At 30.9% G+C, this 18,721-nt stretch carries 12 protein-coding genes; 4 read left to right on the top strand and 8 right to left on the bottom strand.

Annotated elements, in window-relative coordinates:
- Position 1: 1 nt before the first annotated feature.
- The 3 genes from KM029_RS02715 to KM029_RS02705 form a co-directional block, all read right to left on the bottom strand.
- Positions 2–1,156 (bottom strand): hypothetical protein, encoded by a 1,155-nt coding sequence (locus tag KM029_RS02715; protein ID WP_144075255.1) that lies wholly within the window; start codon positions 1,154–1,156, stop codon positions 2–4.
- Positions 1,123–3,027, bottom strand: a complete 1,905-nt coding sequence (locus KM029_RS02710) for an ABC-F family ATP-binding cassette domain-containing protein (protein ID WP_144075254.1) — start codon at positions 3,025–3,027, stop codon at positions 1,123–1,125. Before KM029_RS02710 ends, KM029_RS02715 begins: the two co-directional genes overlap by 34 nt.
- A gap of 131 nt (positions 3,028–3,158) precedes the next feature.
- A complete protein-coding gene (locus KM029_RS02705) occupies positions 3,159–3,902 on the bottom strand; it encodes an alpha-ketoglutarate-dependent dioxygenase AlkB (RefSeq protein WP_144075253.1) in 744 nt (247 codons plus the stop codon).
- A gap of 108 nt (positions 3,903–4,010) precedes the next feature.
- Between KM029_RS02705 and KM029_RS02700 the strand changes: the two genes are divergently transcribed.
- Positions 4,011–5,039 carry a helix-turn-helix transcriptional regulator gene (locus tag KM029_RS02700; RefSeq protein WP_144075252.1) on the top strand — a complete coding sequence of 343 codons (1,029 nt, stop codon included), beginning with the start codon at positions 4,011–4,013 and terminating at the stop codon, positions 5,037–5,039.
- Here the strand turns inward: KM029_RS02700 and KM029_RS02695 are convergent.
- Both KM029_RS02695 and radA read right to left on the bottom strand, forming a co-directional pair.
- On the bottom strand, positions 5,036–6,937 hold the full coding sequence (locus KM029_RS02695) for an OmpA family protein (protein WP_144075251.1): 1,902 nt from the start codon (positions 6,935–6,937) through the stop codon (positions 5,036–5,038). The two genes, KM029_RS02700 and KM029_RS02695, sit on opposite strands and share 4 nt — an antisense overlap.
- 5 nt (positions 6,938–6,942) lie before the next feature.
- Positions 6,943–8,349: a DNA repair protein RadA gene (radA, locus tag KM029_RS02690; protein ID WP_144075250.1), complete on the bottom strand. Its 1,407-nt coding sequence runs from the start codon at positions 8,347–8,349 to the stop codon at positions 6,943–6,945.
- Positions 8,350–8,602: 253 nt separating this feature from the next.
- Here radA and KM029_RS02685 point away from each other — a divergent pair, with 253 nt between their 5' ends.
- Together KM029_RS02685 and KM029_RS02680 are read left to right on the top strand one after the other, a co-directional pair.
- Entirely contained in the window at positions 8,603–10,108 is a 1,506-nt protein-coding gene (locus KM029_RS02685) for an MBOAT family O-acyltransferase (protein ID WP_144075249.1), read from the top strand.
- A gap of 51 nt (positions 10,109–10,159) precedes the next feature.
- A complete protein-coding gene (locus KM029_RS02680; RefSeq protein WP_144075248.1) occupies positions 10,160–10,972 on the top strand; it encodes a DUF2059 domain-containing protein in 813 nt (270 codons plus the stop codon).
- Between the two features lie 68 nt (positions 10,973–11,040).
- On the opposite strand, the gene KM029_RS02675 is transcribed toward KM029_RS02680, so the two are convergent.
- Together KM029_RS02675 and KM029_RS02670 are read right to left on the bottom strand one after the other, a co-directional pair.
- Positions 11,041–12,213 carry a sodium:calcium antiporter gene (locus KM029_RS02675; RefSeq protein ID WP_144075247.1) on the bottom strand — a complete coding sequence of 391 codons (1,173 nt, stop codon included), beginning with the start codon at positions 12,211–12,213 and terminating at the stop codon, positions 11,041–11,043.
- Between the two features lie 22 nt (positions 12,214–12,235).
- Positions 12,236–13,129 (bottom strand): MBL fold metallo-hydrolase, encoded by an 894-nt coding sequence (locus KM029_RS02670; RefSeq protein ID WP_144075246.1) that lies wholly within the window; start codon positions 13,127–13,129, stop codon positions 12,236–12,238.
- A 516-nt stretch (positions 13,130–13,645) separates the two neighbouring features.
- Between KM029_RS02670 and KM029_RS02665 the strand changes: the two genes are divergently transcribed.
- On the top strand, positions 13,646–15,685 hold the full coding sequence (locus KM029_RS02665) for a hypothetical protein (protein WP_144075245.1): 2,040 nt from the start codon (positions 13,646–13,648) through the stop codon (positions 15,683–15,685).
- Between the two features lie 5 nt (positions 15,686–15,690).
- Here KM029_RS02665 and KM029_RS02660 read toward each other — a convergent pair whose 3' ends face one another.
- Complete coding sequence (locus tag KM029_RS02660; protein ID WP_144075244.1) at positions 15,691–18,600, bottom strand: caspase family protein; 2,910 nt, start codon at positions 18,598–18,600, stop codon at positions 15,691–15,693.
- Positions 18,601–18,721 lie beyond the last annotated feature (121 nt).

Genomic DNA, 18,721 nt, shown 5'->3' with positions numbered 1-18,721 from the left:
TTTATTGACCTTCAATAAGGTTATTTGGCAAGTCTAAAATTTCTTGCTTAGTAGTATATTCCAGACCATTCACATAAATTGCTCCTTCTGTTGTAATAGCTATCTCTTTATAATCAATTAATACCTTTGGTACTCCCCATTTATTAAAATCTGCTTTATTAAGTACAATATGAATTGGTTTATTTAATGTTGATAAAAGTGATATATCCCTTACTTCAGAATCATTATCAGCAATTAAAATAAATGTTGATGCTTCAGGAAAATTTTCTTGAGCGTATATCAAGGCTTCAAGATCATTCTCCGGAAGATCTCCTCCATCACCTTTCTGTTTCACTTTTTGCATTAAATTCATAACAGGCATTACTTTACTGTCATGTATCTCATAAATTCCGCCAGTTTTACCTATCTCTTTATGATGGCTCATTTTGGCATCCCCGTCATTAAAAAACACAAAACCTTCTACCTGATCTTGAGCTCTTTCTTTCATTAACCAAGACAAAAGATCAATTGTATATGGGTACATACTCCCCGTCCAATCACTAATAACAACAACTTTGTTCCATTCCTCTTTATGCTTTTCAAAAACTTTGGAGGTATGTGATTCTACTTCCTCATCTAGCTTTAATTTTTGCTTTACTAAATGATCAAATTTATGATCAATTGCTTTCTTACGCTTCAGCTCTTTTTCGGGAGATAATTCTTTCCGAGGATGTTTTTTATAATAAACTACGATACCATGAAAAAGATTTTCAAAATCTAATTTAGATGTACCTTTGGTTTGTTTAATAATTCTCCAACGAATAACAGGATCATCAATTGCTCCATCAAACCACTCCGAGAAAGCATCAATTCTTGCTATATTTAAAAGAGAAAAATCAAAATCTTTCGGATGATCTGTATATACTAACAGAACACTATCAATTTGTAAACGACTAATTTCGTCTGCCTCAGGTAATCTGTTTATCTCTGATTGCCCATAAGACATAGGTAACGTAAAAAAATGTTTTGTTGAATCAATTTCTAAATGATCTACACTTCTATATGCTGCCTTAAAATATATACGTTCCGCTGTTTGTCCATTTGATTTTTCAGTTATTAAAAATAATAAAATGAAAAACCCTATTAACCATTTGCAATCTCGTCTAACTCCATCCATCGCATCATCTTCTCGTCTGCATCTTCCATTACTTTACCAAGACGTTCCGAAATTTCTCGAATTTCATCTACATCTGTAACAGATCCGTCAGATAATTTTGCTTCTATTGTTTCCTTTTCAGTTTCAAGAACTTCAATTTCTTTTTCAAGTGCTTCATACTCAATCTTCTCTTTGTAAGAAAGCTTTTTTGTAGAAGTTTTTGGTTGTACTTTTTTCTCTAATTGTTGTTTACGATCTCTTTCTTCTTTAACAGCAATTTTTCGGAGACGTTCTTGTTCGTCTACATATTCTCTGTATTCAGAATACTTACCATTAAAATCTTTAATCTTACCCTGTCCTTCAAAAACAAATAAGTGATCTACCAATTTGTCCATAAAATAACGGTCGTGAGTAACAACAATCACGCAACCTTGAAACTCTTCCAAAAAGTCTTCCAAAACACTCAATGTTGCCAAATCAAGATCATTTGTTGGCTCATCAAGTATCAAAAAGTTAGGATTAGTAAGTAGAATTGTACATAAATACAATCTTTTACGTTCACCACCACTTAATGTAGAAACAAAAGAATGCTGTTGTTCTGGCTCAAATAAGAAACGTTGCAATAATTGAGAAGGTGTTAAGCTTGTTCCATCAGACATTGTATGATCTTCAGTAATATCTCTTACAATATCAATAACCTTCGCATTTTCATCAAAAGACAAACCGCTTTGCGTATAATACCCATAAACAATCGTTTCTCCTTTTGTAATATCACCAGAGTCAATCCCTTCCTTTCCTGTTAGCATATTCAAGAAAGTAGATTTTCCAACACCATTATCACCAACAATGCCAACTCTTTCTCGACGTTTAAAAACATAAGAGAAATCCTCTACAATTTTCTTATCGGCAAAAGATTTATATACATCTTCAAATTCAAGAATTTTCTTACCTAAACGAGACATATTGACAGAAATCTCTGCTTTCTCTTCCTTTCTACCACTATTTGCTTTCTTTTTTAAATCCTGAAAAGCATCCATTCTAAACTTTTGCTTTGTACCACGAGCTTTAGGCATTCTTCTTACCCAATCCAACTCCTTTCTCATCAGATTTTTAGCTTTATCTACGCTAGCAGCTTCGTTTGCTTCTCGTTCTGCTTTTTTCTCAATAAAATAAGAGTAATTCCCTTTATGAGTATAAATAGTACTATCTGTTAACTCAATAATTTCATTACAAATTCTATCAAGAAAATATCTATCGTGCGTTACTAATAATAAAGATAAACGTGATCTTGTTAAATATTCTTCTAACCACTCAATCATATCTAAGTCAAGATGGTTAGTAGGTTCATCTAGAATTAAAAGATTTGGTTCTTCAATTAAAATTTTACTTAAAGCAACACGCTTTTTCTGACCACCAGATAACGATTTCATTGGTGCAGAAAGATCTTCAATTTTAAATGCGGTAAGGATTTGTTTCACTCGAGCTTCTGCATCCCATGCTTTCAACTCTTCCATTTTAGCTGTTGCAACATCCAGTTTTTTTAAGATTTGATCTGAATAATCTTTAGACGAATCTGCTAGTGCCTCTTCGTAATTTCTTACAGCTTTTAAAATTGGAGAGTCGCTTGATAACACATAATCTAATACAGACTGATGAGGATCAAAAGCAGGGTCTTGCTCTAATAAACCAACTGTAACATCTTTATTTATAGCTATTGCTCCACCATCTAATGGCTCTTTACCCACAATTGAGTTGAGTAAGGTTGATTTACCACCACCATTTTTAGCTACTAAAGCAACTTTCTGTCCCTGTTGAATACCAAAGCTTATATTTTCAAATAGAGGTTTTTCTCCCCAATATTTTGTCGCGTTATCTACGGATATTAAATTCATCGTCTGTTTTTTTTTTGCAAAGTACAACATTCAATTCAATAAGAATATAAACTCCTACTAATGTTTTTAATCCTAGCATATTTATATTCTTATAATTTTGAATAAAAATGAAACGACCAATATTAATTTCTTTAACTATTTGTTTCAAATTTTCTAAATGTCAAACTAATTCTAGACGAATCTAGCCCTATCGATTTTGGAATTTTATGTCTAAATTTTAATTGTGTATCACCATGCATTGTAATAATACTACCATGTTTTGCTGAGATCTCAACTTTCTTATAAAGAAAGTCATTTACGAAACCTTTAGTTTTTTTAGGTGTAAATATTAGGTTTCTAGTACCGTACATATCTTTATATAATGATATTATTGAAATTTCAGCATTCTTTTGCATTCCAAATTGACAATCGCTATGAGCTGCTATAAAATCATTCCCATCTGAATACCAATTAACTAAAACTTGATTAAACTTTTCTTTTGCAGTTTTATTCAGAAAATCTAAATATATTTGAAATTTTGAGGGTAAGGATAAATCCTCATGAGGAACCAAACCTGAATACATAAAACTTCTCTTAGCATTTTGGTCTCTATTTGGAATCATAAGATAACTTCGATGCCAACGAGGAGATATAACCTCCTTTTCATACATAACAACCTTACCTTTTTCAGATGGATGTAAAGCAAACATTTCATCATAATTACATTTTGAATATTTATCTAACTCATCTGTCACCCATTCAATTGTTATCCATGAAGATTTACTCTTTGTTAGATATATCTTTTCGTTTTTCTTAGAAAGAGAAGGTGAAATAGATAAAGTTTCAAAATTAGCCACTCCACTTTTATTGATTAATTTTTCTGCCAATGCTTTCATGTCTTAAAGTTTAAAATGCTAAAAAATAAATTTCTTCTTAATAATTCAAACATCAACAAGTACTACGCAATCATTTTGCGTAGTATAAAATTCTTTATAAATTTATCAATGGCACAAAATAAAAATGCACTCATAAGATATAAGACAATTGACAAGTGTCTTCAAAACAAGTATAGAGAATGGACTTTAAATGATTTAATTGAAGCTTGCTCAGAAGCACTTTATGAGTATGAAGGTAAAACTGTGAATGTAAGTAAGAGATGTATTCAATTAGATATCCAGATAATGAGAAGTGACAAATTAGGATATAATGCTCCAATTATTGTTTATAATAAAAAATTTTATCGCTATAAAAATGACAACTATACAATAACAAATATTCCATTATCAAAAAATGACATGTATATTTTATCAGAGTCAATCGAAGTACTTAAACAATTTAAGGATTTCTCATTGTTCTCTGAATTAAGTGGGATTTTTCAACGTTTAGAAGATAAAGTGTATATTGAAAAAACAAAACAAGATGCAATCATACACCTTGATAAAAATGAAAATTTGAAGGGTTTAAAGTATTTAGACCCCCTATATCAATCCATTCTTCAAAAAAAATGTTTATTCATTTACTATCAATCATTTTCGTCAGAGAACTCTAATAAGATTGATTTCACACCTTTCATATTAAAAGAATATAACAATAGATGGTTTGTTGTAGGCAGTGATCATAATAATAATATTATTACTCTTGCCCTAGACAGAATACATAGTTTAGTAAATAACTTAACAAGAAAATATGATACAAATAACTTTAATGGAGATAAATATTACAACAATACAATTGGTGTAACAGTCATATCAAATCAAGAAAATGAAGAGATTAATCTAAAAATCAATAATAAAAGTACTCCATATGTATTAACTAAACCTTTACATCATACTCAAGAAGTAATTTCAATTGATAATAATGGAAATGCTATAATTAAAATTATCGTAAACGTAAATTATGAATTAGAACGAATTATTTTAGGTTTTGGAGATTCTGTAACAGTCTTAAAACCAAGAAAACTACGAAAAAGAATAGAAAAAGTACTACAAAACAGCATCGCTAATTACAACTCAATAAAAGGTAAACATCATTAAAGAATCTCAAATTCAATTCTTCTATTTTTTTGTCTTCCTAATTCAGTATCGTTTGATGCAACTGGTTTAGATTTTCCATATCCTTTTGCAACAAGATTACTCTTAGGAACGCCCTTATCAATTAAGTAATTAACAACAGCTTCTGCCCTTTTCTGTGATAAATCAACATTGTATTTATCAGTACCAATATTATCAGTATGGCCGCTAATTTCTACTTTCAATGTAGGGTTATTTTGCATAAACTCTATAATGCGTTGTAGCTCTACATTCGACTTATCCTCTAAATCAAACTTATTAGAATCGAAAAATATATTATTAAGTGTGATATTTATACCATGTTCTACTCTTTGTAAAAAGATATCTAATGTTTTTCCCTCAACACCAACATTATGCATATCAAAAGTTAAACTTTGAAAAAGGTAGCCTGGTCTTGATACATACAAAGCATATTCTTCTTCTTGATTTAAAACAATAAGGTATTTACCTGTTTCTTCATCAGAAAACACTTTAGATTCTGTTATATCACTTTCTAATTTCTTAAGCTCAATCTCTGATTTTAATGGTTTCTTAGTAATCGCATTATAAACAACTCCCTCCAAATAGCTACTTAAAGCACTTGGCTGAATATCTTTAGGTACATCAAAAGATACAATTTCACTTGTTCTTTCGTTGCCATTGATAGTAAATTCTTTTGAGAAATACCCTTTTGATCCATCTGAAGAAACTATTAAAGAAACCTGATCAGCATGATCATTAATAGGAAAGCCTAAATTTTTAGGTGTAGTCCACTGTCCATTTATAAATTCCACCTTAAAAAGATCTAAACCACCATAGCCAACTTGACCCTCTGAAGAAAAATACAATGTAGTTCCATTTGAGTGAATATATGGTGATAAGTCATCATCATAAGAGTTAATATTTTCTCCCAAATTTTGGGCAGGATTCCAGTCACCATTACTTCCTAACTTACTTACCCAAATGTCTTTTTTACCGACACCACCTTTTCTATCAGAAACAAAATATAATGTTCTACCATCAGCAGATAAAGAAGGCTGAGATTCCCAATTTCTACTGTTTACGTTTGGCCCCAAATTTTCAGGTTTTGTCCAATGCTCACCTATTTTTTTTGATAAAAACAAATCACAACTGCCATAACCTTGTCGATCTCTAGTTGATTCACAAGATGTAAAAATCATAATTGAACCATCAGCTGATATTGAACAAGTTCCTTCGTTATATTTAGTATTCAATTCTCTAACTTCCTCTGGAGTAGCCCATTCACCATCAACTAATGTAGTTTGATAGATATTTTCATCTGTTTTTCTATCTCTTGCAGTAAAATATAAAACAGTCCCATTTGCTGTAATAGCCGGAAAATATTGTTGCTCTCTACTATTTACAGTACTCCCTAAAGTTGTAGGATTAAACGGTAATTTATTTTCAATATTTATACGAGCATATTTACAAGATGCGATAATCTTATTTGCAGTAGAAATCTGACTATATTGACGTTTAGAAGGGTTAAATTTTAAAAATGAAGTAGCATATTTTTCTGCTAAATCATAGTTTCCTTGAGACCATTCGTACTCTGCTAAAGACAGGTGTGCAAGCATATATTTAGCGTTATTTGCACAGCATTTCATTAATTCAGCATACAGTTCCCTTGATCTTTGATAATCACGTTCTAAGATGTTTAAATACGCCAACAAGTAATAACTATCCCCAAACGATGGATCTGCTTTTATTGATTTATTTAAATATTCTTTAGCATCAGGAAATTGTCTTTCTGATACTGCTTTTTCTCCTTTTTCATATAATTTTTTAGCTTTTGACGACTGTCCAAAACTAGTAATTGAAACTAAGCAAAATATGAGAAGTGAAACATAATAATGATTCATATATTTTATGTAAATAGTTTTTCAGCAACTTCTGCAACAGTACCTACAGGAATCACTTTCATTTTAATCTTCTTTAAATCTAACCCTTTGATATTATATTTTGAGACAAACATCTCTTTAAAACCAAGTTTTTCAGCTTCAACAATTCTATTTTCAATTCTAGAAACTGCTCTTATTTCTCCCCCAAGTCCAACTTCTGCAGCAAAACAAGTGGTAGATTCAATTGAAATATCCTCAAAAGAAGATATTAGTGAAACAACTACAGCTAAATCAATTGCTGGATCTTCTACTCTTAGCCCCCCTGCGACATTTAAAAAGACATCAGAAAAGTTTAATTTATAGCCTGATCTTTTTTCAAGAACAGCTAAAAGCATGTTCATTTTTTTAGCATCAAAACCTGTAGGGCTACGTTGTGGGTTACCATATACTGATGGTGTTACTAAAGATTGAATCTCAACTAATAAAGGTCTATTACCTTCCATAACTGTACCTATAGCAATTCCACTCAATCCGTCGTCTCTTTGAGATAAAAGAATTTCTGAAGGATTACTTACTTGGCGTAGTCCTGAAGCAATCATCTCATAAATACCTAATTCTGAAGTAGACCCAAACCTATTTTTTTGAGTTCTTAAAATTCTGTAAGTCATGTGTCGATCTCCTTCAAATTGAAGAACAGTATCCACCATATGCTCCAAAACTTTTGGTCCTGCTAAACTTCCTTCTTTCGTAATGTGACCAATCATTAAAACAGGTGTACCAGTATCTTTTGCAAAACGAATAAGCTCTGCTGCACATTCTTTAACTTGAGAAACACTACCAGCAGCAGCTTCTAAAAATGGAGACACTAATGTTTGAATCGAATCAATTACCATTACATCTGGAACCATTTTCTCTACATGAGCAAAAATTTTAGAAGTATCTGTTTCAGTTAGCACAAAAGTATCTTCAGAAGAATACGGTAATCGCTCTGCTCTTTGTCTTATTTGCTGTCCACTTTCCTCTCCAGACACATATAATACTTGTTTATCTTTAAGTGATAAAGCAATCTGTAGCATTAATGTTGATTTACCAATACCTGGTTCTCCACCAATCATTACCGCTGAACCTGGTACAATACCTCCACCTAAAACTCTGTTTAATTCTTCATCTAGGGTGATTATTCTTGCTTCTTTTTCAAACTTAACCTCATTAATTCTTACAGGCTTAGAAGTTTCAATACTAGCATTTACATACGCACCAGTTTTGACAGCTTCTTTACTCATTTTCCAATCTCCCTTTTTAGGAGTATCTTCTTTCAGTAATTCTTCTACAAATGTATTCCACTCGTTACAGGTTGGACATTTACCTTGCCATTTTGGAGATTCAAAACCACAGTTCTGGCAAAAGTATGCTGTCTTTATTTTTTTAGCCATTCTGACTTATTATTTCATATTTAAAAGATACATGAAGATAAATGAAGAAAAGTGGAAAGTAAAAATCAATAGTACATATTTTAATATATCTATCTCAATTTTACTTAGAAACGTTTTCCTACTAAAATTAAACAATAAAATGTATCAGTATTTCATGCAAAGGGTTTAAATTCGTAATTGAATACGATCACTTTTCAATTGTAGTTTAACGATACTACAAGTTTTTTTTGATCAAAAACTCTATACTAGAACAATGCTCGAATTAGTTACATATTCGGAAAATAGTCCTCTATTATTTACTCAAGCTATATTTTGGGTATTATTTGGAGCTATCATCATCATATATCAATTTGTTTATAAAAACATAACAGCAAGAAACACCCTATTGCTTCTTGCTAGTCTATATTTTTATTACATGTCAAGTGGTTTCTATTTTGTGTTATTACTTTTTTCTACTGTTGTAGATTACTACATTGGTGCTGCTATTTTTGCATCCACAGAAAAAAGAAAAAGGAAACAACTTGTTTTTCTTAGTGCATTCATAAATCTATCTCTCCTAGCTTACTTTAAGTATACCTTTTTCTTTACAGAAGGTATAAATACATTGTTCTCACTTAATTTAGAACCAGAAAATTTTCTAGCTGTATTTTTAAATAATGTATTTGGTACAGCTATGGACACTACAAATATCTTTTTACCTATTGGAATATCATTTTACACTTTTCAAACAATTAGTTATTCTGTAGATATTTATAGAGGTGATATTAAACCTGTAAATTCAATTTGGGATTTTGCACTTTTTGTTAGCTTCTTCCCTCAACTTGTTGCAGGTCCTATTGTTAGAGCATCAGAGTTTATACCTCAAATACACAATCCTTATAAAGTTACTGAAAGTGAATATGGACACGCTTTATTTTTAATCGCTTCTGGGCTAGTAAAAAAGATATTAATCTCCGATTATATTTCTATAAACTTTGTTGATAGAATATTTGAATCACCATGGTCATACTCTGGTTTTGAAAATCTAATGGCTGCCTATGGTTACGCTATTCAAATCTATTGCGACTTTTCTGGTTATACAGATATTGCAATTGGGGTTGCCGTTCTTTTAGGTTTTAGATTACCACTAAACTTCAACTCTCCTTATAAAGCTACAGACATTACAGATTTTTGGAGAAGGTGGCATATTTCTTTGTCTTCTTTTCTTCGTGATTACTTATATATACCTCTTGGAGGTAACAAAAAGGGTAAAGTTAGAACCTACATCAATTTAATTATTACCATGCTATTAGGCGGTCTATGGCATGGTGCAAACATTCGATTTATTATTTGGGGAATGCTGCATGGTGTAGCACTTGCTTTTCATAAACTATGGCTTGAAATAACTAATAAAAAATATTCTAGCTCCATTTATGCAAAAGTTATTGGAGGAATTATTACCTTTCACTTTGTGTGCTACGCGTGGATATACTTTAGAGCTGATGATATGCAACATGCTCAAAGTATGATTACTCAAATTATGACAAACATGGACTTATCTATCGCTATTGATGTGTTGATAGCCTACAAAAATGTATTTTTAATTATGGGGCTTGGCTACTTTTTACATTGGATGCCTCAAAAATGGAAAGATCAATTATCAATGGAGTTTATTTGTATGCCTGACTTTGCTAAAGCAGCATTCCTATTCTTTATTGGTTTTATGCTATTTCAAAGTAGATCATCTGATATTCAACCATTTATTTATTTTCAATTTTAAAATATTATAGTAAATTAGTTACTGACTAAATACTATAAATTACCCTTACAAATGTTATTGTTTTATCGCTACACTCTATTCACTGCATGTGTACTATTTTTTAGTACATCTTATGCACAGACCAACATAGATGAAAAAGTTGATCAATATACTCAACTTATGAATCTAAACGCCTTGACTTTAGATATAGATAATATCATTCAGGCACAACTTGATGAGAAAACTATTATGATGGATAATTCTGCGGAACTAACATCATTAAAAGAAGCAATTAAAAGAAGTTTATCTTCTAAAAGAGCTCAATTCTATTATAAAGAATATATAAAAGAACATTTAAGTATAGATACACTTACTGATGTTATCAATTTTTATAGTTCTCCTGAGGTTCAAGAAATGATTAATTTTGATAATAAAGTCTACACTACCAATCAACAAATTGAGAAAGCTAAATTTGAAAAACAATTTGATATTAAAACTGTAGATGATGATAAATTAGAACTTTGTGTAATGCTTTATCAAGATCTCAATATAGGTGGCTCAATGATTTCACTTATGAAAAATAGCATTTACGGAGTACATGTTGGTCTTAATTCTTCTGAAATTATTGAACTAAAAACTTCAGAAGAAGAAGTTAATTCTCAAATTAATATGATTTTTGATCATAACTTTAGTTACTTATTAAAAAATGATTTATTAAAAGACTTATTATTTACTTATAGAAATGTAAATAATTATACCTTAAGAAGGCACACAGAACTTTGGTCTTCAGATATAGGTACTTACTCTATTCAGTTATCTTCAAATGCACTTGATTATGCTTTTGATAAGATGAATAAAGACTTAGAGAACCATAAGAATTTATAAAATATCCAGGCACAAAAAAAGGCTACTTAAAAATATTAAGTGGCCTTTTTTGTGTCAAAATCATCACACTACATCTTATGGAATGGATTCAAATGAATTAAATGATCATTTATATTAATCAATGTCTCTTGCATACCTTGTAACCATGGAGCATTGTATGTATATGCTAATGTATAAACTATAAACGCAACATATAAGAGCATTAAAAAGTATCCACTCTTTGCTCCAAGTTTTTTGCGTTTGGCTCCAACGTAGAAAATAACAGTAGCTAAGAAAGTTAATATCAATAATAAAATTCTAAACTGACCAATGAAATTCATTTCTTCAGCACCGCCAGACATTATAATTGTTTTATCATAAAACAAAGTATAAATTGTTAAAGGCATACCTAGAGCAAAACAAATATCAAAAATATTACTTCCTAATGCATTTGAAATGGCATCATTATAGGCACCGTTATTCGCACTCTTTACAGAAATAATTGTATCAGGAACAGATGTTGCAGCAGCAGCAAAAATTAAAGCAACTACATAAGTATTCCAATTTAAGCCATCACCTAGAAGTTCACAACCTGTAACTAAAAGATGACAAGATGCACCTACAATTGATGTTGCTAAAATTAATAATACCCAAGCTCTTTTAGAGTTCATTGTATTATTACCAAGTATAGCGTGAGATAGATCCAACTTAAAAAAAGCGGCTAATCTTCCACCATCTCCTGCTTCATATTCATATTCATCTTCATGGTCTCCTTCAGAGTCCATTTTTATAAAAAATAAAGACAAAACATAAACAACATACAAACTCATTAAGAATACACCATGATACCAATCTAATTCTTTTTCAGAAACAAAAATGATAAGGCATAAAATAGCAAGCATTAAAGCAATACCATCTCTTAAAATTACTTTTGGATTAATATTTATAAATTGAACTTTTCTATTCACTACAATAACACTCATAATTACAGCTGCAGGTATAATCATGATATTAAAAATTGCACTACCTGATGTAGTACCTATTCCACTTGCAAATCCTTTAGCGTCTCCTGCTAATACTAAAAAGAAAAAAGTTGTAAATAGTTCTGGCATTGAGCTACCAATAGCATCAATAGTGGCTCCTTTAACACCACCTTTCATATTACGCCCCAAATAGCCAGAGGCATCTTCAAAACCATCACATGCTTTCCATATAATAATACATGCGATAAAAATTATAACTAGACCTGAAAGTATCTCCATTATATGTTTAACTTATTAAAGTTTATAGTTCGTTTTTCTTCTTCCAATATCGGACCAAACCTGCAACGCCCATAAAAGGCGGGTTCGCGGCATCGTATTGTTCTAGGGCATTTTGATCTAATCCATAATTTGATAATTCTTGATTAACATAAGCTATGAATCTTTTTTCCATTTCTGGTACATCTAAACCATCATCTGTATATTTTTTTACTATTTGAGCGATTTGATATAAGTCTTTTTCTAAAGCAATAAGATGTTTATCTATATCAGTAACGGCTCCAAAATGAGTTAAGTATAAAACAGCAGGAGAAATTTTTCTAATTAGATCAATTGAAGATTGCCATTTCTCTAAATTAATATCTGGAGGAGGGCAAGGTGCTACAACTGGACCATTATTAATTTTCACTCCAGCAACATCTCCAGTAAAAAGACCTTCACCTATTTGCCAAGCAATATGATGATTTGCATGACCAGGTGTATGCCATGCTTTTATAACAGTATCTCCTATTACAACTTCATCTTCATGAGCAATTGGACACAAACATTCTTTTGGAATTGCTTCCATTCGTCCCCAAAGTCTATCCATATCATCTTTATAAATCATTTTTGCTGAAGACATCAATTTAGAAGGATCTGCCATATGTCGCTCCCCAAATGGATGTAAATAGATTTTAGCACCATGTTCAGCAAATTTCCAAGCTGCTCCTGCATGGTCTAAATGTATATGAGTTATAAAAACATGTTTAATATCTTCTGGATTATAACCTTTATCTGCTAATGCTTTTTTTAGAATCGAAAATGTTGAATGCGGACCTGTTTCAATTAAAATTGGACCTTCTGACGTTTCCACTAGATAAGAAGCTATTGCATCTTCTTTATTTAAAAAATGTAAATCTATTGATTTTACTTTACTCATGTCTGAATTTAATAGGGAACTCGTTTGTTGAAATTTATTGTAATATTAATTGATTAATTATAATCATTACGTAATAGAAGTAATTTTGTTTAACTTTTATTATCATTTATGTGATTTTACTCAAAAAAAATAAAAATAAACGGGGAATAAATAGTCTTCTACTTTAATAATCAATTAAAAAGAAAGTTAATATTAATCTTTCAAGTTTTGGTTGATTTAGATCATATTTTATAAGAAAATAAGTATATTAAAACTTCTTAATCTTCTAAATAACACGTTTAAATAATATGTAATTCATTTTTAAGGATTAAGGTCTTTTTTAAAGTATTTTATTGGTTTTAATTTCTGAAAAAGTTCTTCTTAAATGTATCTTTGTTTCAGAACATATAATACATGAATAAATTTATTTACTTTTTTTTTCTAACTCTTCTTATACTAGTCTTAAATAATGAATTTAGCTACGCTCAAAAAGCCAATTATTTCATTAAAGATATCGAGGTACATAGTGATACAACTGTGAATTATCTATCCACACATGGAATAATTGAAAACCGAAGACACAGGAATGAGAAAACTCTGCCATTTAAATTTGAAAAGGTAGATGAGAAATTTGAATTTAGAGTTTATCTAAAAAATGCCGAAAGCATTGTAGACTTGAAGGTTATACCTACTTCTGAGCTTACTGTTGTAGATAATCCATTACAAGTTGATGACAATGTTTATAAATTTGTTGTACAATTTAACCGTCAAAATACAAGCTTAAAACCTTCAATAGTATTTGCATTATGGACTACAGATGGCAAAGAACTTCCGTATGAGCAAAAACTTCTACCCTATACTAATACTGAAATAGAACTATCTGATAAAAAAGGGAGTGCAATAAGAGAACTATATATCGGAGAAGAAAAAGAATATGAACTCCTTTGTAATCTCCCTAAAAATCTGAGAGTAGATAATATTTGGCACGAACAAAAGAATATTTCCTGGAGATTATCTGAAAGGGAAAATAAATACTTTTTAGGTATACTACCTAAATCAATAAATACTTTTTCAACTGAAATTTCTATTGAAACATATGCTCCTAATTTCTTAATGGGGTCCCCTTCTTACAAAACCCTGCCTTTAAATTTAAGGTTTACAGTTAAAGAATCTCGATTAACCTTTTTAGCCACTGATAAAAATGAAATTATCTTTAATGAAGATAATCACGCAGAAGATATTAAAATTCAACTTCAACAAAACAGAAAATTACTACTTAATAAAACTTATAGAATCGAAGACCAAGAAGAAATTGGCGGCAACTTAATTGCTGAAATCTTTACTGAAAATAATTTAAGTAGTGGCTATACAACATGTCGATTACGTGTATATGACTATCACTCACCAAAGCAAGGGTATCTTTATATAAAAGATGGGGACACTCCTGCATTCATGACAAACTTTAATATTATTTCCGAAACCAAAATAACTAGTACACAAGTTCTTCACGCTGGAAAAAACTGGACTTCTGATTTAGGTGTTTACCCTGGTGAAACCGTATCAGTTAAGTTTGAAGGAGATCAAATGCAACATGCAAGATTCATGTTTGATGGCCTACGAGCAATAAGTATTGACTCTGTAAATACCACAAAGGATATGCAGAGTATGCAGATTACAATACCAATTAATATAAATAGAAAAGAATTAAAAGTTTTTAATGGCGATACTGATACTGGGATTGCACTAAAAATTAAAGAAAAGCAATCACCTCGTAGTTTTGACTTTGTAACAGTAGATTATGGTGCTTCGCCAAAAGTTGTGTCGGATATAGACAAACCCATCTTCTATTTTAAGGCTATGACAGACGTAATTTTACGTTTTAACCCTGATTGGATTGATGATCAACAACTTTACGGTAAACAATACATTACTTTAGATGTAAGAGTGATTGGACCACAAGGGCAGTTGGTTGAAATAGCTAAAGATGAAAATATTGTGATTTGTCCTGGTCAAAGTTCACCAAGATATCATAACTACGAGAAAAACAATTGTACAGATCCTCTTATTACTTTAAATAAATATCTAGGAATAAAAACACATAGGTTTGAAGATTGGACAAAGTTAGAAATTTATATATCGCATCAGAAAGACAAATATTCTGAACAAGTAAAAACTAAAAAGATTGAAATATATGCTGCAAGGAAATCACAATTTGATGTCGATTTATCTTTTCCTGCAGGTTTACTTGTAAAAAAAGCAAACGAAGATGATATCTCTTCAGGAATTAGTGGTATTAGTATCTCAGCAATTGCTCAATTTAAGTTCTTCAAACCAGGGACAATTGGTAGAGTAAGACCCTACAGGGTTGGTGTTGGTTCTATAGCACTTAATGCATTTAACTTAAGTGATAACGAAGATATTGACCGAGATCTTGGAATAGTGGCATTAGCAAGTGTTCATCCTCTGCAACGGCCAGGCAGAAAATTATCTCTGCCCCTTTATGTTGGTTTCGGGTATTTCCTAAAAGCTGAAACTTTTTTCTGGATGGTTGGCCCAGGTATCAGTATCAGCTTTTAAAAAATTTATTTCATTACTTTTTCTCCAACTGTCATAGTACTTATTGTACTTGGTTTTTGAGTTGTTGGATGTTGTTTTCCTTTCGTTAATTGTTCTACTTTTGTAGCGACAAATAAATCAAGTTCTCTTAAAGTAATTACGTTATCCCCAGAGTAGTCTGCCTTCCCCTCTAATACACCTTCTAAAATTGCAGAAGTGAATGCTCCATGCCCCCAAACAGGGCTTTCTAAAGAACTTTCTTTACCTGTTGATGCAGACATTACTACAACACCATTTTCATCAGAAGATAACTTACGAATACTTTCAGTATTGTCAGAATGACTAATATCGGAACCTAATTGACCACTATTACAAGCATCTACATATAATAATACTTGAGACGGTAAAGTTGCCATTAACTGAGAACAATCTGACCAACTTACTGCTGTCTCATTCACATTGTTAAGGTCAACATCATGAGGAATAATATAGAAATTGTTGTTCTTATTTAACCCATGAGAAGCTATAAAAACAATTGCTAAATCGTTAGAACGTGCATTTTTAGCCAACCACTCAAATCCAGAAAGTATTTCTCCTTTAACTGCTTTATCATTTGTCAGCTGTTTTACATTCACTTTATTAAACACCTCTCCCTCTTGTTGCTTCTGATATAAATCCGACACTGCTATAGCATCTTTATCAGCATATGTTAAGTTCAAGGTGTTATCTTTATATTCAGAAACTCCAATTGATAATAGATAAATATTCGGCTTTAAACTTCTTTGATTCTCCACTGAATTAAACATTTCATCTAAATCAAAATCTAAATCCATTTTAGATTTTTTACGTTCTCTTCCTAAAGATACCGATCGAGTATCAGAGGTAAAGTTAGATGAACTATTTGCAGCAAAAATTTGAATATTAGCAGTTTGACTTGTAATCTTAACTTGTTCGTCAATTACATATAAAAAACCATCACTTTCTGTTTTTAAGTTCTCTTTAGGCGATATGTAAGCCGGACGTCCATTCACTAAAATTTTAAGAACATCAAGTGGTGTTTTAGACGTTATGTTTGCCATTACATTTACAACATGAGCTGTATCTAAAAACAAATTCATAGTAGGCGAAATCCACTCAACTACAGGTTGCTCATAAATTATATCATCAAAAACTTCTTCATTTTGTTCTTCAAATAACCCCTCTATTGTACCGTTAGCAATTATTGATTTCAAAATCTCTGGCTTATGGTAGGTATCTCTGGCAAAACTCACTTTATAAAATGTAGCCAATTGGCCAATACCATTATTTTTTAACCAACCAATATATTTTTCTCCGCCCGCAGATGCTTGATAATAGCCTTTTGGAGACCAACAAACCCAATCATTAGTTGTACTCACAAATAGAGACGCTAATAATTCACCTGTCTCATAATTCCATAATTCTGTAATTTGATTTGCAGATGATGAGATCAAAAATCTACCATCTTTTGAAACATTTACAGCATTTTTAGATGACGATGTAGTTATATATTCTTTTAGTAAAACACCTTCACTGTTATACCTTTTTAATGATACTCCACTACCAATTATGATATCGTTATTAATACCAATACAATAAACTTCAATTGATTTATCTCGGTTTTTATCATTTTTGATTGTTGTTAAACCAGCTTGTAAAATGTAATCAGATTTTTTAATTAAAGATAAAGACTCATTTTTGATTACAGGCATAGAAAACCCTTGTTGATTATCTACAGATAAAACCATATCAAGACTATCAAAATTGAATACTTTATTATAAGGTTGTCTAGTTTTCTCAGAAATTGACAATGCCACTGATAAACCCTCTTGTACACCAATTCTTTGATTTGGTAAACCTACACCTTGAAATTCTCTAATTGTTTGCCCAGTTTTTAAATCCCAAATTTTTATTACACCATCATTACCACTTGATGTTACACAGTAATTTGAGCTACCATTCGCAAAAGATGCTGTTGAAAAACTACCTTCAGAAATACCTGTATCTCTACTTTTTAACCAAACATCAGTATCATATAAAAAAAGATCCCCTTTAGAATCAGTTATCATTAATTTACGGTCATCATCAGAGAATGCTAAACTAGAAATAAAACCTTTTGTATCATTTAAGGTAGTAATTTCACTACCATTCGTATTCCAAATATAAACTTTACCTTTTGATTGCCCGGCCACTACATATTTATTATCAGATGAAATATCTACATTGGTAAATCTTTCCGTTGTTTCCCAGACTTTTACAATTCGAGCATTGCTCATAGAAACAGCCATAGAGTATAATCTCACTGTTCCATCAAAAGAACATGTTACTAGTCGAGTACCATCAGAAGAGAAATCTATATTATAAACAATATCTGTATGTTCAGGGATTAAGAGTTTCTCAAAAGGTTCTTCTTCAAATACTTCATTCTTTAATGTAGGAATATACCATATCCTAACACTTTGATCTGCACTAGATGAGCCTAGCCACATACCATCAGCAGAAAATTTTAAATCGGAAACAATATTCTCATGGCCAATTAATGAAGCTATTTGTTTTCCTGTATTTAGATTTATAATTCTGATTTCATTATTAGGTAAATAACCACCTACTGCCATCAGTCTATTATCCGGAGATAAAGCTAAAGCGTTGTACCTACCCTCTTTTCCTTTTCTATGCTGTCCCCATAGAGTTTTAAGTAGAGTATTTGATTTAACATCCCAAATTCGGATTGTCTTATCTTCAGATACAGATACAATTTTTTTATTCTCTGCTGTAAAAATAACCTTTCGAACCATACCAGAATGCCCTTGAGGATCAATAACAAGGTTCATTGAAGATTCTTGAGCAAACAAAAAATTTGATAAGAATAAAGAATGGAGTAATAGAATGCAAAAAGTAAACAGTTGTTTCTTTTTCATAAAGTTCAAAAAAAAAGTTTTATATAATATGATGCAAAATAAAGGATATCTCGTTCATATTTAATTAAAAGTGTATTTTTACGGCAGATAATTATTATTTTTCGGTAAAAAATCGCCTAAC

This window comes from Flammeovirga kamogawensis (genome assembly GCF_018736065.1).
GTDB lineage: Bacteria > Bacteroidota > Bacteroidia > Cytophagales > Flammeovirgaceae > Flammeovirga > Flammeovirga kamogawensis.
The sequence above is the reverse complement of the archived record's forward strand: the minus strand, read 5'-3'. Positions and strand labels throughout refer to the sequence as shown.